At 56.7% G+C, this 17931-nt stretch carries 33 protein-coding genes and 1 pseudogene; 33 read left to right on the top strand and 1 reads right to left on the bottom strand.

What is annotated here, in order from left to right; all coding sequences use genetic code 11:
* Nucleotides 1-33 precede the first annotated feature (33 nt).
* The 15 genes and pseudogenes from HND55_00675 (at nucleotide 34) to HND55_00605 (ending at nucleotide 6222) form a co-directional block, all read left to right on the top strand.
* Nucleotides 34-270 carry a DUF4160 domain-containing protein gene (locus HND55_00675; GenBank protein ID QKK01284.1) on the top strand — a complete coding sequence of 79 codons (237 nt, stop codon included), beginning with the start codon at nucleotides 34-36 and terminating at the stop codon, nucleotides 268-270.
* On the top strand, nucleotides 251-544 hold the full coding sequence (locus HND55_00670) for a DUF2442 domain-containing protein (GenBank protein ID QKK01283.1): 294 nt from the start codon (nucleotides 251-253) through the stop codon (nucleotides 542-544). The genes HND55_00675 and HND55_00670 overlap by 20 nt, the downstream gene beginning before the upstream one ends.
* A gap of 675 nt (nucleotides 545-1219) precedes the next feature.
* Nucleotides 1220-1477 carry a type II toxin-antitoxin system Phd/YefM family antitoxin gene (locus HND55_00665; GenBank protein ID QKK01282.1) on the top strand — a complete coding sequence of 86 codons (258 nt, stop codon included), beginning with the start codon at nucleotides 1220-1222 and terminating at the stop codon, nucleotides 1475-1477.
* Nucleotides 1465-1773: a type II toxin-antitoxin system RelE/ParE family toxin gene (locus tag HND55_00660; protein QKK01281.1), complete on the top strand. Its 309-nt coding sequence runs from the start codon at nucleotides 1465-1467 to the stop codon at nucleotides 1771-1773. The genes HND55_00665 and HND55_00660 overlap by 13 nt, the downstream gene beginning before the upstream one ends.
* Nucleotides 1774-2264: 491 nt before the next feature.
* On the top strand, nucleotides 2265-2450 hold the full coding sequence (locus HND55_00655; GenBank protein QKK01280.1) for an addiction module toxin, HicA family: 186 nt from the start codon (nucleotides 2265-2267) through the stop codon (nucleotides 2448-2450).
* Nucleotides 2451-2458: 8 nt separating this feature from the next.
* On the top strand, nucleotides 2459-2668 hold the full coding sequence (locus HND55_00650) for a type II toxin-antitoxin system HicB family antitoxin (protein ID QKK01279.1): 210 nt from the start codon (nucleotides 2459-2461) through the stop codon (nucleotides 2666-2668).
* 93 nt (nucleotides 2669-2761) lie between these two features.
* Complete coding sequence (locus tag HND55_00645; GenBank protein QKK01278.1) at nucleotides 2762-3460, top strand: DUF4386 domain-containing protein; 699 nt, start codon at nucleotides 2762-2764, stop codon at nucleotides 3458-3460.
* A 72-nt stretch (nucleotides 3461-3532) separates the two neighbouring features.
* On the top strand, nucleotides 3533-3769 hold the full coding sequence (locus tag HND55_00640) for a hypothetical protein (protein QKK01277.1): 237 nt from the start codon (nucleotides 3533-3535) through the stop codon (nucleotides 3767-3769).
* Nucleotides 3766-3963, top strand: a complete 198-nt coding sequence (locus HND55_00635) for a DUF2283 domain-containing protein (GenBank protein QKK01276.1) — start codon at nucleotides 3766-3768, stop codon at nucleotides 3961-3963. The genes HND55_00640 and HND55_00635 overlap by 4 nt, the downstream gene beginning before the upstream one ends.
* Before the next feature lie 88 nt (nucleotides 3964-4051).
* Nucleotides 4052-4336: a hypothetical protein gene (locus HND55_00630; GenBank protein QKK01275.1), complete on the top strand. Its 285-nt coding sequence runs from the start codon at nucleotides 4052-4054 to the stop codon at nucleotides 4334-4336.
* 48 nt (nucleotides 4337-4384) lie between these two features.
* On the top strand, nucleotides 4385-4849 hold the full coding sequence (locus HND55_00625; protein ID QKK01274.1) for a hypothetical protein: 465 nt from the start codon (nucleotides 4385-4387) through the stop codon (nucleotides 4847-4849).
* A 140-nt stretch (nucleotides 4850-4989) separates the two neighbouring features.
* Nucleotides 4990-5281, top strand: a pseudogene (locus HND55_00620) (type II toxin-antitoxin system RelE/ParE family toxin).
* Nucleotides 5282-5287: 6 nt separating this feature from the next.
* Nucleotides 5288-5611: a putative addiction module antidote protein gene (locus HND55_00615; protein QKK01273.1), complete on the top strand. Its 324-nt coding sequence runs from the start codon at nucleotides 5288-5290 to the stop codon at nucleotides 5609-5611.
* Between the two features lie 100 nt (nucleotides 5612-5711).
* Nucleotides 5712-5978: a BrnT family toxin gene (locus HND55_00610; GenBank protein ID QKK01272.1), complete on the top strand. Its 267-nt coding sequence runs from the start codon at nucleotides 5712-5714 to the stop codon at nucleotides 5976-5978.
* A complete protein-coding gene (locus HND55_00605; protein ID QKK01271.1) occupies nucleotides 5971-6222 on the top strand; it encodes a CopG family transcriptional regulator in 252 nt (83 codons plus the stop codon). Before HND55_00610 ends, HND55_00605 begins: the two co-directional genes overlap by 8 nt.
* Nucleotides 6223-6627: 405 nt before the next feature.
* On the opposite strand, the gene HND55_00600 is transcribed toward HND55_00605, so the two are convergent.
* Nucleotides 6628-6867, bottom strand: a complete 240-nt coding sequence (locus HND55_00600) for an addiction module protein (GenBank protein QKK01270.1) — start codon at nucleotides 6865-6867, stop codon at nucleotides 6628-6630.
* A gap of 181 nt (nucleotides 6868-7048) precedes the next feature.
* Between HND55_00600 and HND55_00595 the strand changes: the two genes are divergently transcribed.
* From HND55_00595 to HND55_00510, 18 genes are all read left to right on the top strand, one after another.
* On the top strand, nucleotides 7049-7321 hold the full coding sequence (locus HND55_00595) for a hypothetical protein (protein QKK01269.1): 273 nt from the start codon (nucleotides 7049-7051) through the stop codon (nucleotides 7319-7321).
* A gap of 176 nt (nucleotides 7322-7497) precedes the next feature.
* Complete coding sequence (locus tag HND55_00590; protein ID QKK01268.1) at nucleotides 7498-8148, top strand: hypothetical protein; 651 nt, start codon at nucleotides 7498-7500, stop codon at nucleotides 8146-8148.
* A 93-nt stretch (nucleotides 8149-8241) separates the two neighbouring features.
* Nucleotides 8242-8475, top strand: coding sequence for a CopG family transcriptional regulator (locus HND55_00585; GenBank protein ID QKK01267.1), 234 nt, complete (start codon nucleotides 8242-8244; stop codon nucleotides 8473-8475).
* A complete protein-coding gene (locus HND55_00580) occupies nucleotides 8462-8725 on the top strand; it encodes a type II toxin-antitoxin system RelE/ParE family toxin (GenBank protein ID QKK01266.1) in 264 nt (87 codons plus the stop codon). The genes HND55_00585 and HND55_00580 overlap by 14 nt, the downstream gene beginning before the upstream one ends.
* 89 nt (nucleotides 8726-8814) lie before the next feature.
* Nucleotides 8815-9678 (top strand): hypothetical protein, encoded by an 864-nt coding sequence (locus HND55_00575; GenBank protein ID QKK01265.1) that lies wholly within the window; start codon nucleotides 8815-8817, stop codon nucleotides 9676-9678.
* A gap of 136 nt (nucleotides 9679-9814) precedes the next feature.
* A complete protein-coding gene (locus tag HND55_00570; protein ID QKK01264.1) occupies nucleotides 9815-10045 on the top strand; it encodes an addiction module protein in 231 nt (76 codons plus the stop codon).
* A gap of 912 nt (nucleotides 10046-10957) precedes the next feature.
* Entirely contained in the window at nucleotides 10958-11176 is a 219-nt protein-coding gene (locus tag HND55_00565) for a hypothetical protein (protein ID QKK01263.1), read from the top strand.
* Nucleotides 11177-11271: 95 nt separating this feature from the next.
* Nucleotides 11272-11472, top strand: coding sequence for a type II toxin-antitoxin system HicA family toxin (locus HND55_00560; protein QKK01262.1), 201 nt, complete (start codon nucleotides 11272-11274; stop codon nucleotides 11470-11472).
* Nucleotides 11469-11708, top strand: a complete 240-nt coding sequence (locus HND55_00555) for a hypothetical protein (GenBank protein ID QKK01261.1) — start codon at nucleotides 11469-11471, stop codon at nucleotides 11706-11708. Before HND55_00560 ends, HND55_00555 begins: the two co-directional genes overlap by 4 nt.
* A 111-nt stretch (nucleotides 11709-11819) precedes the next feature.
* On the top strand, nucleotides 11820-12500 hold the full coding sequence (locus HND55_00550; protein ID QKK01260.1) for a DUF4386 family protein: 681 nt from the start codon (nucleotides 11820-11822) through the stop codon (nucleotides 12498-12500).
* A gap of 83 nt (nucleotides 12501-12583) precedes the next feature.
* Nucleotides 12584-13084, top strand: a complete 501-nt coding sequence (locus tag HND55_00545) for an N-acetyltransferase (GenBank protein QKK03934.1) — start codon at nucleotides 12584-12586, stop codon at nucleotides 13082-13084.
* Between the two features lie 393 nt (nucleotides 13085-13477).
* Entirely contained in the window at nucleotides 13478-13912 is a 435-nt protein-coding gene (locus HND55_00540; GenBank protein ID QKK01259.1) for a GFA family protein, read from the top strand.
* A gap of 83 nt (nucleotides 13913-13995) precedes the next feature.
* Complete coding sequence (locus HND55_00535) at nucleotides 13996-14163, top strand: glycosyl transferase family 39 (GenBank protein ID QKK01258.1); 168 nt, start codon at nucleotides 13996-13998, stop codon at nucleotides 14161-14163.
* Between the two features lie 60 nt (nucleotides 14164-14223).
* On the top strand, nucleotides 14224-14598 hold the full coding sequence (locus HND55_00530) for a PaaI family thioesterase (GenBank protein ID QKK01257.1): 375 nt from the start codon (nucleotides 14224-14226) through the stop codon (nucleotides 14596-14598).
* A 115-nt stretch (nucleotides 14599-14713) separates the two neighbouring features.
* Entirely contained in the window at nucleotides 14714-15136 is a 423-nt protein-coding gene (locus HND55_00525) for a PaaI family thioesterase (protein ID QKK01256.1), read from the top strand.
* 34 nt (nucleotides 15137-15170) lie between these two features.
* A complete protein-coding gene (locus HND55_00520) occupies nucleotides 15171-16370 on the top strand; it encodes a DUF5005 domain-containing protein (GenBank protein QKK01255.1) in 1200 nt (399 codons plus the stop codon).
* Between the two features lie 288 nt (nucleotides 16371-16658).
* Nucleotides 16659-17039: a fluoride efflux transporter CrcB gene (gene crcB, locus HND55_00515; protein ID QKK01254.1), complete on the top strand. Its 381-nt coding sequence runs from the start codon at nucleotides 16659-16661 to the stop codon at nucleotides 17037-17039.
* A gap of 103 nt (nucleotides 17040-17142) precedes the next feature.
* Nucleotides 17143-17364: a hypothetical protein gene (locus HND55_00510; GenBank protein ID QKK01253.1), complete on the top strand. Its 222-nt coding sequence runs from the start codon at nucleotides 17143-17145 to the stop codon at nucleotides 17362-17364.
* Nucleotides 17365-17931 lie beyond the last annotated feature (567 nt).

Here is a 17931-nt window from a genome sequence, read left to right as displayed (position 1 = left end):
CAAAGCGTTAGGTGCACGAATAGGGAGGTTTTGGTGCCAACAGTTCTCAGAGAGGGGCCCTATCGTTTCTTCTGGTATAGCCATGAACCTGGCGAACCACCCCATGTACATGTGGATCGCGACGCCTGTTCTGCCAAGTTTTGGCTAGAGCCGGTCGCCCTTGCGAGAAACTTGGGATTCCCGGCGCACGAACTCCGGAGAATCCGAGGTGTTGTAGAATCTAATCAACAGTCACTTCTGGAGGCTTGGAATGGGTACTTTGGCGCTTAACGCCGATGAGCGGGTGGACTCGGTTGAATTTACCGAGGAATTCCTGATTGTCGGCCTTAAGGATGGCCGTCGAATCTCCGTGCCAATAGAGTGGTATCCGCGGCTTGCCCACGCCTCGGTAGCCGAACTCTCAAATTGGCAAATCTGTGGCGGTGGTTACGGCATTCACTGGCCGGACCTCGACGAGGACCTCAGCACTGAGGGCCTCCTGCGGGGCGCGCCGGCACCTAACAAAGGGTTCAACCGGACGCCGGAAAGCTCCGGGGCGGCATAGCCGGGCGAGTTCGGGGGCGGCGCCGGTTAACCCAAGCGTTAGGCAAGGGGATACCTATGAAATCAGCACACATCATTTTCGCCACATGCATCCTGCTTTTTGTAACTAGCCTGCATGCCGAAAACTACGAAATTAGCGTCACTCGGAAGGGGAGTAATCTATACAAGATTGACGGGGAGGACACCTTTATTCATACGCGCTATTGCTACGAGTACGTTTATTACGAGGACTCGTTCCTGAGAATGCGAGGCTATTCAGGCGAGATCGTATTCCTAGATGCCGGTGAGAAATGCGACGTTATAGCCGTGTATGGCGCCTCTGACCAAGACCCAGGAACATACTCTATCAGTGTTACTCGGGAAGAAGATGATTGGTATGAGGTAGATGGGCAGCAGCTATTCATAAAAACCTCCTCTTGTCTTAGTTTGGCTCTTGGCGAAGATGCGGTCCTAAGGTTGAATGCCACCGGCTATGGAGAGCTTCATGTCGGACGTGAAAAATGCTCTGTAGAGGGAGTCTATTCGAAGCTGCGGCTATAGCTTTGCCTAACAAGTCGCTCAAGTACGTTCCGGCCCTTCGGGCCTCCACCGGACGCGGCTAAAGCCGCGCCGCTTAGCTCAGACGTTAGCTTTCAGGGTGCTTGCATTTAGCGATATGATACTTTAGTATCACTGTATGCGAACTGAACTTGTCACGACTCTGAAACGAAAAGCCACAGATCTGCTGTCGGAATTGGCGAAGGATAAGGAGCCAATTCTGATCACGCAGCATGGACTGCCTTCGGCGTATCTCATTGATGTAGATAGCTACGAAGGGCTCCAGGCCAGGATGAAGCTGTTGGAAGGGATAGCCCGGGGAGAGCACGCTGTGGATGAGGGGCGTACCGTCTCGAACGATCAAGCCAAGGCCAAGATGGCCCGATGGCTGAAGTAATTTGGTCTGACCCAGCGCTGGCAGACTTGGATGCTATTGCAGATTACATAGCACTTGAGAATCCGGCGGCGGCAAAGAAGCTCGTTGTGCGAATTTTCGAGCATGTGGATCAACTAGAAGCACACCCGGACAGTGGCTCGAAACCCCAGGAATTTGATGGGTGGCGTTACCGTCAGATTATCGAGCCCCCATGCCGCATCATCTATCGGCACGACAAAGTACAGGGTCGCGTATACATTTTGCACGTCATGCGCAGTGAGCAAAGGCTTCGGCGCAGCAAGCTGGCGAGAGATTAGAGCGCTGAAAGCTAACAAAGCGCTCAAGTTCGTTCCGCGCTTCGCGCTCCACCGGACGCGGCTAACGCCGCGCCGCTTAGCTCAGACGTTAGCTGTTGGAATGAGTATTTGTAGATCTGCCCCGAAGAACGGCCAGAGCGGGGCCGTTGGTAGCTCACGCCGTGCCACGGGTGCCGCGCAAGTTTTCAAGCTCGGGAGTAGTAGCCGGCCTCATCGCTGCCGATTCCTGGCGTGCAGTCCGGAGGGCTATGCCTTCGTCGCTTTTAACCGGAAAGGTCGCAGCGGCGTCCGGCTTTCTGCCAGTCGAGAACTGGGGCGGGCTTCGCCCAGTGGCGGGGGCGCTCTGGCGGAGAATGCCCCTTCCACAGCTAACAAGTCGCTCAAGTACGTTCCGGCCCTCCGGGCCTCCACCAGACGCAGCTAAAGCTGCGCCGCTTAGCTCAGACGTTAGGCGAACAAATGCAGGGCTTATGGCGGGGTATTCGAAGTAGATGAAGGTACGTGATATTCTGCGAAAACTGAAGGAAGATGGCTGGTATCACCACTCGACGCGAGGTAGCCATCGCCAATTCAAGCATCCCTCGAAACCTGGGCGCGTTACAGTGCCTGGAAAACCTGGCGACGATTTGACTGTCGGAACAGTAGACAGCATTTACAAACAGGCCGGCTGGAAATAGGTGCAGCTATGAAGTATGCAATCGTCATCGAAAAAGCAGAGAACAACTATTCGGCATATGTCCCAGACTTGCCTGGCTGTATTGCTACCGGTGCAACAATTGAGGAAGTTGAAAGGCAAATTCGGGAGGCCATCGAATTTCACCTTGATGGTATGAGGGAGGACGGGGAGCCCATTCCCCCTCCTAGCAGCCATGTCGAGTACGTGGATGTCGCCTAACAACCGGTTCAACACGGACGCGGCTAAAGCCGCGCCGCTTAGCTCAGACGGTTAGGCAGCCACCCGCCCCTTGAAAGGACACAGGCTATGACCGTGAACGCTGAAGAGTCGCAATTGATTGGGGCCTCCCCACTTGTTCATGCGAGGGTAGCTGGTCTCGTAGGAGTTCTCGTGCTTGCGAGTGGTTCCTTCGCGGGTTTCGTGGCGTCGCGCCTGATCGTCCGGGAGGATCTGGCGGCAACGTCGAGCAAGATCGTGGCGTCCGAAGCGCTGTTCCGCCTGGGAATCGCCGGCAGTCTGATCATGATGGTCGCTTGGCTGTTCTATGCGCTACTCCTCTACAGACTTCTTCGGTCTGTCGACAAAACGAGTGCGATGGCTATGCTCGGACTCGTCTTGGCTTCCGTTCCTATCTACATGCTCAGTCAAGGCTACCTGTTCGCCGCATTCCTCGCGGCGTCGAGCCAGCTGCAAGAGCAGGTGGAGTTGTTTTTGAACTTGCACCGATTCGGAACTCTGGTTGCGGCGATTTTCTTCGGCTTGTGGCTGATTCCTCTGGGGTACCTGGTCTTCAAATCCGGTTTTCTCCCCCGGTTTCTGGGCGCATTGCTGATGGTGGGCAGTCTTGGGTATCTCGTCCTCTTCTTTCAAGCTTTTTTCTTACCCGGGACCGAGCGCACGCTATGGAGCAATCCGTTTCTTATCGTGACTCATTTGTCCGAATTGGCACTACTACTCTGGTTGTTGGTCAAAGGCGTCAATGTCGGGCAATGGCAACAGCAGGCTGTCTAACAAGCGCATGCAGAGCGACGCGCTAACGCGCGCGCCTGATGCGCAGCGTTATGCGGCCACAAGACTGAAGGCATGAAAACCACACGCTACTTTGAGACCACTCGAAATCGCCCAGATCGTGCCGGAATACGGGACGAGTGGATTGAGCGGGCAGTGGAACGCCCGGAGCAAGAGCATATCCAATCAGACGGGCGAGTTCGAAGGTGGGCCCGAATTCCGGAGGCTGGAGGGCGATATCTCCGGGTAGTTTTGCTTGCGGACCGTCAGACGGTCCATAATGCATTCTTCGATCGAGGATTTAGGCCATGAAAGTCCAGTATTTTGAAGACACGGATACGCTTTACATCGAGTTCCAAGGCAGGGAGATTTCGGAAACCCGGGATCTTGATGAGAACACTCTCCTTGACCTGGACTCAGACGGCAACGTTTGCGCGATTACCTTTGAGCATGCTAGCCAGCGGACCGATATTAGCCATTTGCAAGTAGAAGGCATAGCCGCATAACAAGTCGCTCAAGTTCGCTCCGGCCCTACGGGCCTCCACCGGACGCGGCTAACGCCGCGCCGCTTAGCTCAGACGTTATGTGTCTAGGGTGCAAATCGAAATGCTTAAAGTATTGGCTTGGATCGAGGTCCTGGCATCGATCGTCCTGCTTGGCCTGGCCGCTTGGCCGTTCTCCGGTTTTTGCTCTGGTAGGTTAATGGGGCTTGACTGTGAAAGCCGAGCGATCTTCGGCGTCAACATGTTCGGACCCTTGGGAATACTAGGCGCGGTCTGTTCAGCTTGGTCGCTCAAGTACAAGACAGCAGTGCCCCAATTCGTTTTGCTCTTCGGCTTCTTGGCCATCATGACCTATTGGCTTGCGCATGCGCTATGACATATTTCGGAGACGAGCACATAATTGGCTGTTAGGCGGACGAACACTATGCAGCGATTCTGGCCCCTACTTCTGATTGTTGGCGGTGTGCTGATCGTAGTTGCGGGATCCTTGTATAAGCTCTTCTATGGCGGAGCATGGGGATACCAGGACCCGACGCCAGAGCTGATGGCAAGCGTTGCGTTTCATTCCCGCATCGCCTCGGGGCTCTTTTGGTGTGGAGTTGCCGTTTTCCTTGTTGGATGGGCAGCCGGCATTCGGCGATTCTGGCCTCTATTTCCCATTATCGGCGGCTGCCTGCTGGCGTTGGGGGGCTTCGGCTTCGCCGCGACGTTTTCTGGCAGACCAGAACTGGTGGAGTTTGTACGCATTGCCCACAACGCGACCATAGTGGGCTGGCTTGGCATTCTTGTCTTCCTTTTCGGAGTGGTTTCTGGTGTCATTTGTCTTGTTCCCCGGAAGCCATCCGAAAACCAAGGCAAGCCGCAAGATCAGTCGTTGCCCTCTCCATGACGCGCCTAACCAGGCGCTCAAGTTCGTTCCCGGCCTTGCGGCCGTCCACCGGACGGCCCTGTCGGGCCGCTGCTTAGCTATTCGTTGGGCCTCAAAATAAGCAGATTGACAAGATGTAGCCACAAGGCTACACTAGGCTGGTGGTAGAGGTAAGGAAAACCAAGGTATTTGCCGACTGGTTGGATGGTTTGCGGGATGCTCGGGCCAAGGCCCGGATTCTCGTCCGGCTTCGGCGACTGTCACTTGGGAATTTTGGTGATTGTGAAGTCTGTCGGTAGCGGAGTTTCCGAGCCGAGAGTCGACTATGGCCCTGGGTATCGGGTCTATCTGACCCGGCAGGGAGATTCAGTAGTCATTCTTCTTGCCGGAGGAACCAAAAAGTCCCAAAGTCGTGATATCAAGCGGGCCATTTCATTGGCTCAGGAGTTGTAACCAGCCATGAGCAAAACGCGAACCTCTGAATTTGACGTAGCCGAGCATCTTCGCACTGACGAAGAGATCGAAGCGTATCTCGAAGCATGTTTCGAAGACCCAGAGGCAGACGCCGCATTCATTGCTAAAGCCCTGGGTGACATCGCTCGGGCTAAAGGCATGAGCCGGGTCGCCCGGGACGCGGGCCTGTCACGAGAAAGTTTGTATAAGGCGCTTTCCGGCGAACGCTCTCCCGAGTTTGAAACCATTCTAAAGGTCACTCGAGCCTTGGGTATTCAACTCCATGCAGGCATCGCGGCCCAACAAAATGCTCAAGCGGACGCGGGGTAACTTTCGGGCCGGCAAAGCCGGGTTGGCTCTGTGCCCGCGCCGCTTAGGATCGACGTTGGCCACTGTTGACTGATATGCATACTATATGCATACTAGGCGCATGGAGATCGAATTCGACCCGGAAAAGGCGGCATCTAACCTCCGCAAACACCGCGTCAGCTTTGCGCACGCCGAGCAGGCGCTCCGGGATCCACTTGGCATCACGATTGAGGATCCCGATTCGGAAGGTGAGCCCCGCTTCGTGACTCTTGGCGCAGATTCCTTGGGACGAATTCTGGTCGTTGTCCATACCCCGCGGGACGATCGTATCCGAATCATTTCCGCGCGAAAAGCCAGCCGAAACGAGGCGAGGAACTACCATGCGTAAAGAGTATGACTTCAGCAAGGGTAAACGAGGCCCTGCCGTAGAATCCCCCGGAAAGACCCGCATCACCATCATGCTTGACAACGACATTATTGAGGCATTTCGGGCGCGGGCTGAAGCCAGAGGCATTGGTTATCAGACCGCGATTAATGAGGCACTTCGGGCAGCCCTAAACGACGAGAATGTACCGTTAACTGCCGGCAAACTAAGGGAGATACTTCGGCAGGAGTTGCATCATGCCGACTAACCGCCCAACAAAATGCTCAAGCGGACGCAGGGTAACTTCAGGGCCGGCTTCGCCGGATTGGTTTCGTACCCGCGCTGCTTAGCATAGACGTTAGGGGCTGGTACGATCTCGCCAATAGCCAGGCTTTCGAGAGTGATGAGCAAATGCCACAATGATCAATTCATCGCCACGGCCTACGACGATAATGTCGTATGGGAAACGGCGAAGGATGAGTCTTTTTGCTCCAAGAGTGCCGGAGTTTCCGGGCATAGGAGAAAGGGGCAGAAAGCCGTCTTCTATAACATCAAATGGCAGCTTCGATCGCCTGAGCAAACTCGGCGCCAAGCCCCCGTCGCTCTTGCTCGTACCGGGTGGCCGCTGCTTCCGCTTCTTCGACGGCTTGATGAAGAATTCGAACCTTCGGCACTACTGGCGCTCTAGTTTCGCGCGAATCCTTTCCCGAAACGCGGCCCGCTCAACTAGTTCCGCTTGCCCGGCGTCAATCTCATTGATTCGCCTGGATATTTCTCCGTCCCAGGCATCTTCAACCCCATCATCACGGGGGGCATCGAGGCTCTTGATCAGGTCATGGGCCAATTCTGCCCGTTCGGCCTCGGAAAGTGCCAGGATTTCAGAACGCAGGCGCTCCAGGGGCTCAGCGGTCATGTGGCCTCCAAAGTTTTGTACTATCTTTAGTTTATCGTCAGTAGCCGCCCCTAACAATGGGTTCAACCGAACGCCGGAAAGCTCCAGGGCGGCAAACCCGGCGAACTCTGTAGAGGCGCCGGTTAACCCGAACGTTATGCATTTCGGATCAGATTCTCCCGCAACGACCTAGAAATACAACATGAGTGAAAAGACGAGTAGATCTCCCGCGCTTAGGGCACTGAATGCCGTCTGCGCCACTGCAATCATCGTATCTGGTATTTACCTGTTGGTGGCGGGCCTAAACATCTTTGCCCTGGCAGTAATAGCCAGCTCGGTTGTAGGGTTAGCTGCGCCGGTGGCTATGGCAGCCGAAGGCGTCCTGGAAGCTATCGCGGGTGTCTTTGAGGCTATCGCGGACGGAATCTTGGCAATCTTCGAGGCAATAGCAAGCCTACTAAGCGACATTTTCTGAGTCCAATGCATAACAAGTCGATCAAGTACGTTCCGGCCCTACGGGCCTCCACCGGACGCGGCTAAAGCCGCGCCGCTTAGCTCAGACGTTGAGCAACCAAGATGATTCGAGAAATATTGCTTAATGAGGGACGGTTTCTGTTATTCAGGCGCCCTAGCAACCACTTACGTGACAATATGTCGGCCTATCTGGCTTTCGGCCTTTTGTTCACGTGGCTTGTGGGTATCGGCCGTTACTGGGATAACCCTCGCGCCGATCTTTGGCAATATATTGGTCTCGGTTCGGTTGTCTATGTCTTTGTCCTGGCCGCGATAATTTATTTTCTGGTGTTGCCGCTAAGGCCCCGGAACTGGTCTTATCGCAGCGTGCTTTTGTTTATCACGCTCACTTCACCGCCAGCTGTTCTGTATGCGATTCCGGTGGAGAGGTTTATGGCCATGGATCAGGCCGCTGCGGCCAATGCGTGGTTCTTGGCTATTGTCGCCGCTTGGAGAGTGGCGCTTTATGGGTGGTTTTTGCGGGTATTCAGTGGGCTAGGTTGGTTGGCCACCATAACCTCCTTGCTGTTGCCACTCATACTGATCGTGATCGCTTTAACTGCACTGAATCTTGAGCACGTTGTTTTCAGACTTATGAGCGGAATTCGAGAGCATGAGAAAAGCGCAAATGATCTTGCTTATGGAGTCGTCGTCATGCTCACTTTCCTCTCTATCTGGGCGGCGCCGGTGCTACTCGGCCTTTACGGGTGGTGCATTTACCGAGCGAGAACGGTTGCCAAACACCCAACAAGTTGCTGCACGCGGATAAATTACTCGCTGCGCTCCTAATTTACCGGTGAGCAAGGCGTTAGCTGGGCAAGTATTGACGCTTTAATGTTGTGACGCTATAATGACAAGTTGTTACGATATTTGGAGAATGCCATGAGCGAGACATCGAAGCGTTCTACGGTTTATTTTGACCCTCAGTTACACGCGGCGCTGCGGCTGAAGGCTGCGCATACGCATCGTTCAATATCAGATATCGTCAATGATGCTGTTCGCGCGGCATTGGCTGAGGATCAGGAAGATTTGGCGGCGTTCGAGGAACGGGTTTCTGAGCCAACCATGAGCTATGAGGCTTTGTTGGACGATTTGAAGGCTCATGGCAAACTATAAGCTTGTATTCAAGAAATCTGTCTCTAAAGACCTTCGCCCAATCCCAAACAAAGATGTTGCCCGCATTCTTCAGCGCATGGAGGGGCTGCAGGAGAATCCCCGCCCCGTCGGCAGTGAGAAGCTTTCAGGACAAGAGCGCTACCGAATCCGACAGGGTGTGTACCGAATCATATATGAAGTGGAAGATGAGCTTCTTGTCGTAACGGTTGTGAAAGTTGGTCATCGAAAGCATGTCTACAAGCGCAGCTAACCAGGCCATGCAATTGACGCTCCTTCCGTCGCGCAATTGATGGCTAGCGTTTGAGAGCGGCCATGGGAAAGGAGCGAGGACTAACCAACATGAACATCGGGTCGGCTACCGCCAGGTTGTTGCAGCGAGCTGTTCTGCCGTGCCTTGCCTTTATTTTCTTTCTTATTCTTCCGAAGCCTGTCACTGGGCAAGAGGATCCCGCAACTTCGAGCCAATCTCAGCCCGAGTTGTTGTGGCATAAGGCAAGTGCACTATTCCCGATCCGGGTCCACTTACCGGAAGGCTTCGTCTCCACGCAATCGTACCCCGCAGTGATCGCCTTGCATGGATACGGCAGTTCGTCTAAGCGATTCGAGAGGATCGCGACGGCGTTCGCTCGGGCTGGTTTTCTGACCGTCGTGCCGGAGGGTCCCTATCCGGTTCCTTCGGACGATTCGGCCCGACACTCGACCTGGGAGCTGAGCACCTGGCTTTCGAACCTGGGCCTCGGCCCGAACCTGACCGATGACCCCGCGATCGAGGCCCAGTCGATCAGAATAACGGCTTTCGAATTTCTCCCAAGCGTGATTGATCGGATTCAGGAGCAGTATCACGTCGGTCCGCTCTACGCATTTGGCTTCTCTCTGGGGGGGGTATACGCCCTCGGCGGCGGCTTCTACAATCGAAACCGGTTCGAGGGGATCATCGCGTTCGGGATAGGTATCGGCATCGACAGAGACTTGTTCACGATGCGTGGTGGCAGCCTGGAAGATGGCAGCCATCTTAAGGTGCGGCTTGTCCTCGGACGATCCGATCGGTTGGTCCCGTTTGCCGAGGCCGAGGGGTTGCGAGACCTTTTGAAGGAGGCGGGTTACGATGTCACGCTCGACGCGTTTGATGGTGGACATGAGGTCCCAGACGACGCGCTTGGACGAGCGGTGACCTGGCTCAGGGAACAGGTCGACCCTCGATAGGAGACTTGCAGAGAGCACCGCTCTCTAACAACGGGATGCACCTGATGGTGCTGCGCACCGCACGTGATGCCGAGATCGTTAGCGGAAGCAAGGATTCAGCGATATACTGCGAGTCTCAACCAAATCGGAGGCCGACGTGGCAAAAGCGATATCCGAAATTCAAGCTGAAATTCGGGAACTTCAGCCACTGCAGAAGCGCGAGCTCTTGGGCCTTCTGGTGGCCGACCTGGAAGACTCGGCGAACGAGGAATTGGATGAGGTTTGGCTAAAGGAGGCTCAGCGCCGATTCCAGGAATTAAAGGACGGATCTGCTCAGGGCATCCCAGCCAGTCAGGTATTCGCTAAGCTTGAGCGCCGTCTTGGCTAATGGAATGGGAGTTTCATCCGGGGGCTGAAGCCGAGTTCATCGAATCAGCTGCTCACTACGAGGGCGAGGTACCAGGTCTGGGACACAGATTCGGCCGGGCGGTGAGGGAGGCCTTGGAGCTGCTTCTGGCGAATCCCGAAATCGGCTCTCCGCTTAACGACTAACTCCGGTCCTTTGTTGTTGGTAGCTTTCCATATTCCATCATTTACGCTCAACAGGGGCATATCCTATTCGTCCTGGCAGTTGCGCACGGCAGTCGCAAACCTGGCTACTGGAAATCTCGCCAATTCCGCTAAAAAAATGCTCAAGCGGACGCCGGTTAGCTTTCAGGCCGGCAAAGCCGTGTTGACTCAGTGCCTGCGCCGATTAACCGGGACGTTATGCAGTCTCGACCTAGGAGACTTTTGTGACCTTCGAGATCGTAAGTGAAATCGAGGGAACTGAGACCTTTGCCGTGGGCCGGTCCATCCGTGAACTGCCAAGACTCCGTAAGGTCTACGGCAAGGGGAAGTGGCACAAGCGCAAGGGCTTCGCTAGTGTACCCCGTCACTCATCTTGTGACTTATAGCGAGCGCCTCAGGGGCCAGATGCAAGGCGCGATTGCGCCGGCGTAGTGGGGCTAGGTCAAGCAATCGCAACGCCGCAGATGGCCCCTGAGGCGCTTGCCCGACCGGGAGCGCCGTACAAGCCCGATCGCGGCGTTGGCGCTCTTGCAAAGGGCACCACCCTTCCCGGCGAGCGCCGCCTTGCGCTCGGGCTTGTACGGCGCTCTATAAGTTACAAGATGAGTGACGGGGTACACTAGGCTCCGGCTGCCCAGTGGCGTGGAGCGCGAGGCGGAGATACACCGGTACGAGGCAACCGGCATAGGTCGCAAGGAATTCAAAATCAAGCGCTTTCTGGAAAGTTGAAATGAATCAGCACTTTGTAATCTGCATCAGTAACGCCGAGTATCCGGCCTCTCTGGAACGCCGCAAGCTCTACGAAGTCCTCCCTGACCCAGACGCTGAAAGCTTGGGTCAGCTACGTGTCAAGGACGAGTCCGGGGAGGACTATCTCTACCCCAAAGAGCTTTTCGTCTCAGTCGATCTTCCCTCTGGAACGGAAAAGGCGGTTATCTCCGCTGCATAACGGAAGCAGAACTGAACCCAATTGCCAACTTTTCAAAACTCATGCTGATTTCTCAAAAAATCGGCCGTTGTTCGGACCTTTCCTAGAAGCCGCTAGTGCCGCCCAAAGTACGCGAACTGGTTAAGAGTCTTGAGAAGGCGGGCTTCCGGAACCGGGGAGGGAAGGGTAGCCGCCGGAATTTCATCCACCCGAATGTGTCGAAACCTGTGACGATTTCCGGCAAACTCGGAGATGATGACGCCAAGAAATATCAGATTCGGGCGGTAGAAAAGGCCGTCCAGGAGGCGAAGAAATGAAGGAAAGTGCCCTCTACGCCAAGATTGTGGAGTGGTCTGAGGAAGATCAGTGTTTCGTGGGTAGTGCACCCGGCCTCGTCTATGGTGGCTGTCATGGCGACGACGAGAAGGCGGTCTTCGACCAGCTCTGTCAGATCGTTGACGAGATTATCGATCTCTACCACAAGGAGGGGAAGCCCCTCCCGCCACCGACTGCAGGCCGTGATCTTGCCAACTCCCTACAGCAAATCGCATAACAAATCGCTCACGTACGTTCCGGCCCTTCGGGCCTCCACCGGACGCGGCTAAAGCCGCGCCGCTTGGCTCAGACGTTACAAGTTGGACGGCATCCCGAATGTCGAGGAATCATGAAGCTTGAAATGCGAATCGGTGGCGCCGCCGCAACAATCCAAGCGCTATGTTATGTGCTGGGCTTCGCACTACTTGCGACGTCGATGAATCCCGGCAACACAGAGGGGTGGACGCAAGTCCAGAAGCTGGAGTTTATTCTTGAGCGAGAATCTCTGTTCATTTTCTGGAACATCGCCATTTATGTGGTCTTCGGCGCGGCTCTGGTGGTGCTTTCTGTAGTACTACACAGGCTGCTACAACCGGGCGCACCGCTGGTAGCCTCGATTGGAACGCCGTTCGGCCTCATTTGGGCTGGCTTGGTTGTGGCGAGTGGTATGGTGGCAAACGTTGGGCTTGCCTGGGTTTCTGGAGCCTATGAAACTGGCGCTGAGGCGGCAGCTCAAACGTGGACTGTGATCGGTATCGTCCAGGATGGAATCGGCGGCGGCGTGGAAGTGGTCGGCGGGCTTTGGGTTTTGATTATCAGCGTGGCTTCGCTTCGAGCGCGTGCAGTTCTTCCCAAGCCGGTCAACCTGCTCGGCCTTGCAGTCGGAGTCTGCGGTACTGCGACAATTGTGCCTTCACTTAGTGAACTGGGAGCTGTTTTTGGCCTATTGCAGATCGCTTGGTTCGTCGGGATCGGCGTCGTATTGCTCCGCGCAAATGACGCCCACCAAATCGTTGCAGCGGACGTTTGACCCGCTACCAATTTTTGCTGCCGCAAAAACGGGCGTCGCCTCAAACGCCGCTGAAGTCAGGCGTCAGGCCTTGAACAACAGTGATACAGATCCGTAGCGAATCGCCTTCAGACATCGACCAGATAGAGCGGGTGACTGTCGCCGCGTTCAAGAATGCCGAGCATACCGACCATACCGAGCAATTCATCGTTCGGGAACTCCGCAATCAGGGCGCTCTAACGGTTTCGCTGATTGCGGAAGATCGCGGTATAGTGGTGGGCCATGTTGCGATATCTCCCGTTGCCATTTCCGATGGAGCAGAAGGATGGTATGGGCTGGGGCCTATTTCAGTTTTGCCAGCGCACCAGCGTAGTGGTATCGGAACAAAGCTAATGTATCAAGCGCTGGAAGACCTGCGGGTTTTAGCTGCGTCTGGGTGCGTCGTGCTTGGTGATCCCCGCTATTACTCTCGCTTCGGGTTTATGGCAGAGGCGTCGCTGACTTTCCCTGGAGTGCCTCAAGAGTACTTCCAGGCGCTCCTTTTCAAAGGCCCCATGCCATCTGGCACCGTCTCATACCATGAGGCATTCTCGGCCAAGGCCTGACCGTGGGTTCAACCGGGCGCCGGAAAGCGTGGCGGCGGCAAAGCCGTTCAAGCTCGCTGGCGGAGCCGGTTAACCCACACGCCTGGCGCTCTGCGAGGACGTCGATATGCCTGCTGAACTTACAACGATAGGTCAGATTGCCATTACTGTCAGCGATGTCGACAAGGCACTTGCGGGGTTTGTCAGGGATCCTGACGGTAATCTGGTGGGGCTCATGGAAGAAAAGAGGTAGCATTTGGAGACGCGCATGGCAATTCGTGGCGGTGCGCGGTCGGCGCAGGACCATCTGGCGGCCGCCGCAGTGCCTGGGCGCTGGACGTCCAGACGGGAGAGTTTCGAGATTTCAACCATCGGCCTTTCGCGAGGCTGAATGATGGAGGCAGGAGGTGCACCATGCACAATGAGCAAACGTACTATGGCAGCTGCTTCTGCGGCGCGGTCCCATTAACCGTCACGGGCGATCCTGCCGCAATGGGCTATTGCCATTGTGAATCGTGCCGGCACTGGTCGGCAGGACCAGTCAATGCGTTCACTCTGTGGAAGCCTGAAGCAGTGAACATCACCCAGGGTGAGGACAATATCGGGGCTTACGCCAAGACCCCACAGAGCCACCGGAAATGGTGCAAGACCTGCGGTGGGCACATTCTTACCGAGCACCCGTCGATGGGGTTGCCTGACGTGTATGCCGCAGTGATACCCGGCTTTCCATTCAAGCCTGGCGTTCATGTGCATTACCAGGAGACGGTCCTGCGTATCCACGATGGCATCATCAAGTTGAAAGACGTCCCTGAACAGATGGGTGGTTCTGGCGAAAGCATCGCTGAGTAGCACTGGAAAACTCAAATACCGGCGCGCATTTGTGTTAAACCTGACAGTCTCTTTTCCGCCTCTCCGCAAGGATGTCACCAATCATGTATCACGCCATCACTTTCCTCGTGTTCGTGGCCGCCCTGGCTGCGTATTTCGCCGGCAGCCAGGCCGGCGCGGTCGGCCTGCTTGTCGCCGGTGTCGCCATCGAGTGCTACGCCTGGTATCGCGTCCTCCACAGGGACAAGCCTGATCGCGATCCGATGGCTTGAGCCACCGGCATCCTGGTCAGGACAGAGCTTGTTGCCCATCTCTTTTTCAAGGAAGCTTCCATGCGGGTCAAGGGCGAGATCGATTTCACGCTGACGGAGTGGACCGCGGGGCGGGTCGTCGCTGAAATGCCGGTCACGGCCGGCATCAAGAACCCGTTCGGCGTCGCCCATGCCGGGGCCATTCTTTGGTTCGCGGATGTCGCTGCAACCGCGCTGGTCATGGGGCCCGGAGAAGCCAGGGAGGGCATGAAGGGATTTCCCCTGGCCATCTCACTGAATGCGAGTCTTCTGGGAAACCAGGCTTCAGGGGCGTTCAAGGCGGTCTCCGAATTCGTCAAGCGTGGAAAGACGGTCAGCGTGGTTCGCACGGCCGTTTCCGGCGAAGGCGACAAGCCGATTGCAGAGGTCACGACCAGTCATGTGCTCTCTCGCTGAGAGCGCGGCGCTAGACCGAGCAATCGACGCACTAAGGTACTGCTGGGCCGGGAACCAGGATCAAACACCGGCCCAGACCGGGTTTTCCGCCGGCGCAGGTTTCAGGAGGTGAGAGATGGAAGACGTCCCGATCTCTGTTCATCGCGAGATTTTCAAGTCAGCGCCATTCATCCGGAGCATTGGCCTTGAACTGGACTCGGTGTCGGACGGCCGGTGTGTTACGAGCCTGGAGGTCAGGCAGGATCACCTGCAGCAAAATGGCGTCGTGCATGCTGGTGTACTGGCAACGCTTGCGGATCATACGGCCGGCGGTGCCGCATCGACTGCCATGAGCAAGGGGTCCTATCCGCTCACGGCCGAGTTCAAGATCAATCTCCTGAGACCGGCCACCGGGAATTCGCTGCGCTGCGTTTCCGGGGTTATCAAGGCCGGCCGCAGCCTGGTCGTTGTCGAGTCGGACGTGTTTTCGATTGCCGCCGGCGGCGAAACCTTGTGCGCGAAGGCCATCGTCACGCTCTCGGTGGTCTCGGGAAACTGATGGGTCCGTCGCTCGTCGATGGCTCGCCACCTGCGTGGCCGCCCGCGGCACGTTCAAGGGCGAGTGGATCCGGATAGCTCCCATGGGAGGGGTTATGATAACCCGAAAGATGCTCGCGCTCGTCACGCTGTTGGCACTGGTTTTCGCGCTGGCGGGTTGTCAGGTCACGCCCCGCGCGACGCCGGTCGCGACCCCCTGCTTCGAGGCCGCCGCGTGGCGCGAGGCGGATCAACTCTTCCGGCGCGATCCTCACTGGGTGGGCGGCGATGGTGCATCCTCCGTCGTGCTGGGAGACGGGCGGATTCTCTGGCTGTTCGGCGATTCGTGGATCGATCCAGCCGGCGAGCACGCCCGCCGGGGCGCACGGATGATTTCCAACAGCGTGGCGATACAGACCGGAACGAACCCGGCGACGGCGTCGATCCAGTTCTACTGGCGCTGGGCCGCTGACGGGAGTCCGGCAGCGATTGTTCCGGACGAACCTGACGAGAGACACTGGTTCGGAAACGGCGTGCGCGTGGGCGACCGCCTGGTGCTGTTTCTCAACCGGGTCCGTTCCACCACTTCCGGAATTGGCTTCGAGTCGGTGGGATGGGTCGCCTGGATGGTGGACAACCCGGACGCCGACCCGCCGCAATGGCGGATGAATCGCCTGGGTTCGTTCAGCAACCCACTTGGCGTGCTCGTCGGGTTTGCCGCGGTGCTGGTGCTCGATGAGCATGTCTACGCGTTCGGGTCGCAGGACCCGGTCAAGTCGCACCCGATCCATGCCGTGCGGTGGCCGTCTCAACAGGTCGGCAAGGGCGATCTGACGAACCCGGAATGGTGGGCCGGTGACCGGCTCGGATGGGTTCCGGACGCATCGCTTGCGCCGCGGCAGCCGCTCTTCGATAACGGCGCATCCGAGCTGAGCATCCATCGGGATGCGGCAACCGGACGGTTCCTCGCGTTTCAAACACAGGGATTCGGTCCGGCGGACGTGATGATCCGGACAGCTCCCACGCTCACCGGTCCCTGGTCGGGACCAGGGATGGTCTACCGCCCTTCGGAATATGACCGACCCAACGTAATGATCTATTCAGCGAAGGCCCATCCCGAACTGACCGGGGCTGATCTGGTGCTGACCTACGCCACCAATACCTTTCGGTTCGACGAGCATTTTTCCGATCCGGACATCTATTATCCGCGGTTCGTGCGACTGGCTCGCTGTGCCGGTAATGGCCCAATCCAATAGGCACCACCGAATGCCCTTTCGGTTCGCTGTGGCTGTGACGACCGGTCGGCCGGGCCGGACAGAACTCCAGAATGCGCTTTTCGGTCGCTTGCAGCATCCGGTTCGGGTGCGGGTTAAAGCAGCGAAATCTGTCTCTTGGTACCCTGTGAAACGATGGTCATCGGGTTTTCTCCTTGCCCACTCGCTGTCGGGATACAACAGGGTCTACCGGAGACCCCAGTGGCCGCCCCTGGCCTGCTTTCGGCAAGGGAGACTGTCGGATCAATACTCAACCACTCCAGGAATTCCATGAAATCGGCGTTGATTGTTGCACTGGGCGGGGCCATGGGCGCTTTTTTGCGTCATGTTCTTTCCGCCTGGACCCTCCACCACGCGTTGGATTGGCGATTTCCCATTGGAACATTCGCGGTCAATGTCATCGGTTGCCTGGTGGTTGGGGTTTTGGCTGGCCTCGTTGTAAAACACCACTTTTTCTCACCGGACCTGCGCCTGTTCCTGTTCACGGGCCTTGCCGGAGGGTTCACTACGTTTTCAGCCTTCGGTCTGGAAACGCTCTACCTGCTGCGCCGGGATGAGATATTCATCGCGGCGAGCTACGTTGTTTCAAGCGTGGTCGTCGGTCTTTTTGTCGTCTGGCTTGGGTTTAGCCTGATCCTTGCCCGTGGCTAGATGTTCAGCATTCAAACGTTCCCCGGCGTGTGCTCATCCATGTATCGACTCAGGGCCTGGATAACCAGGACGGCAGCTCACCTGAATATATGGGCACGACGGCATGAAAGTTGGCAACACCCTGAAGCAGGAAGAAGGTGGTCTGATCGCCCTGAATACGCCCAAGGGCCATACTGAAAATGTACTCGTGGGCGATAGCCGAAACTCCGAAGGTCGCCAACAGTGCGAGCGTTCGGCATCGAACCGTGCGCAAGACGCCCAGGTTGATTATGCACCTCCGGTATCGAAAGCAGATATAAATGGAATTTACTTCGCCATCGCCTGACAGGATACTGCTTGGGCTTGCAGAGATCGCCAACGACTGGCGCTGGCTTGCCGCCCTTTGGCATGGCTGTTTTGCAGCCCTTGTTCTGACGCTGGTTATTGGCTTGCGCCCGTCAAGACGCATGATCGGCATCCTGCTGGCACTGCCGCTGGTGTCGGTGAGCATCCTGGCATGGACCCACGCCAATCCATTCAACGGCGCGTCCTTCGCGCTGGTGGCGATCGCTTTGCTCGTCATTGCCGGGCGCTTTTCACGCGAGGCCGTCGAGATTGCACCTGCCCGGGTGGCCGTTCCGGGCGCACTCCTGATCGGGTTTGGCTGGGTCTATCCGCATTTTCTCCAAAACGCGAGCCCTTTGGACTACCTGTACGCTGCGCCAACCGGGCTGATACCGTGTCCGACGCTTTCGATCGTGATCGGGTTCACGCTGGTTCTGGGCGGCCTGAGATCGCGGTCGTGGTGCCTGGTATTGGCGATCATGGGCCTGTTCTATGGCATTTTTGGCGCGGTCCGACTCGGTGTCGGGATCGACTGGATTCTGGCGCTCGGGGCACTAGGCATGACTTA

It is taken from the genome of Pseudomonadota bacterium (genome assembly GCA_013285445.1).
Lineage (GTDB): Bacteria > Pseudomonadota > Gammaproteobacteria > Xanthomonadales > Wenzhouxiangellaceae > Wenzhouxiangella.
Note: the sequence above shows the minus strand (reverse complement) of the source record. Positions and strands in the feature narration are given on the sequence as shown.

Bases quoted from the DNA above. Each gene is read 5' to 3' on its own strand.
- HND55_00535 (QKK01258.1), top strand. From the start codon at position 13,996: ATGTATCACGCCATCACTTTCCTCGTGTTCGTGGCCGCCCTGGCTGCG.
- HND55_00585 (QKK01267.1), top strand. From the start codon at position 8,242: ATGAGCGAGACATCGAAGCGTTCTACGGTTTATTTTGACCCTCAGTTA.
- HND55_00615 (QKK01273.1), top strand. From the start codon at position 5,288: ATGAGCAAAACGCGAACCTCTGAATTTGACGTAGCCGAGCATCTTCGC.
- crcB (QKK01254.1), top strand. From the start codon at position 16,659: ATGAAATCGGCGTTGATTGTTGCACTGGGCGGGGCCATGGGCGCTTTT.
- HND55_00640 (QKK01277.1), top strand. From the start codon at position 3,533: ATGAAAACCACACGCTACTTTGAGACCACTCGAAATCGCCCAGATCGT.
- HND55_00580 (QKK01266.1), top strand. From the start codon at position 8,462: ATGGCAAACTATAAGCTTGTATTCAAGAAATCTGTCTCTAAAGACCTT.
- HND55_00540 (QKK01259.1), top strand. From the start codon at position 13,478: ATGCACAATGAGCAAACGTACTATGGCAGCTGCTTCTGCGGCGCGGTC.
- HND55_00665 (QKK01282.1), top strand. From the start codon at position 1,220: ATGCGAACTGAACTTGTCACGACTCTGAAACGAAAAGCCACAGATCTG.
- HND55_00605 (QKK01271.1), top strand. From the start codon at position 5,971: ATGCGTAAAGAGTATGACTTCAGCAAGGGTAAACGAGGCCCTGCCGTA.
- HND55_00525 (QKK01256.1), top strand. From the start codon at position 14,714: ATGGAAGACGTCCCGATCTCTGTTCATCGCGAGATTTTCAAGTCAGCG.
- HND55_00600 (QKK01270.1), bottom strand. From the start codon at position 6,867: ATGACCGCTGAGCCCCTGGAGCGCCTGCGTTCTGAAATCCTGGCACTT.
- HND55_00610 (QKK01272.1), top strand. From the start codon at position 5,712: ATGGAGATCGAATTCGACCCGGAAAAGGCGGCATCTAACCTCCGCAAA.
- HND55_00655 (QKK01280.1), top strand. From the start codon at position 2,265: ATGAAGGTACGTGATATTCTGCGAAAACTGAAGGAAGATGGCTGGTAT.
- HND55_00555 (QKK01261.1), top strand. From the start codon at position 11,469: ATGAAGGAAAGTGCCCTCTACGCCAAGATTGTGGAGTGGTCTGAGGAA.
- HND55_00575 (QKK01265.1), top strand. From the start codon at position 8,815: ATGAACATCGGGTCGGCTACCGCCAGGTTGTTGCAGCGAGCTGTTCTG.
- HND55_00595 (QKK01269.1), top strand. From the start codon at position 7,049: ATGAGTGAAAAGACGAGTAGATCTCCCGCGCTTAGGGCACTGAATGCC.
- HND55_00510 (QKK01253.1), top strand. From the start codon at position 17,143: ATGAAAGTTGGCAACACCCTGAAGCAGGAAGAAGGTGGTCTGATCGCC.
- HND55_00625 (QKK01274.1), top strand. From the start codon at position 4,385: ATGCAGCGATTCTGGCCCCTACTTCTGATTGTTGGCGGTGTGCTGATC.
- HND55_00660 (QKK01281.1), top strand. From the start codon at position 1,465: ATGGCTGAAGTAATTTGGTCTGACCCAGCGCTGGCAGACTTGGATGCT.
- HND55_00635 (QKK01276.1), top strand. From the start codon at position 3,766: ATGAAAGTCCAGTATTTTGAAGACACGGATACGCTTTACATCGAGTTC.
- HND55_00670 (QKK01283.1), top strand. From the start codon at position 251: ATGGGTACTTTGGCGCTTAACGCCGATGAGCGGGTGGACTCGGTTGAA.
- HND55_00530 (QKK01257.1), top strand. From the start codon at position 14,224: ATGCGGGTCAAGGGCGAGATCGATTTCACGCTGACGGAGTGGACCGCG.
- HND55_00550 (QKK01260.1), top strand. From the start codon at position 11,820: ATGAAGCTTGAAATGCGAATCGGTGGCGCCGCCGCAACAATCCAAGCG.
- HND55_00650 (QKK01279.1), top strand. From the start codon at position 2,459: ATGAAGTATGCAATCGTCATCGAAAAAGCAGAGAACAACTATTCGGCA.
- HND55_00590 (QKK01268.1), top strand. From the start codon at position 7,498: ATGTCGGCCTATCTGGCTTTCGGCCTTTTGTTCACGTGGCTTGTGGGT.
- HND55_00565 (QKK01263.1), top strand. From the start codon at position 10,958: ATGAATCAGCACTTTGTAATCTGCATCAGTAACGCCGAGTATCCGGCC.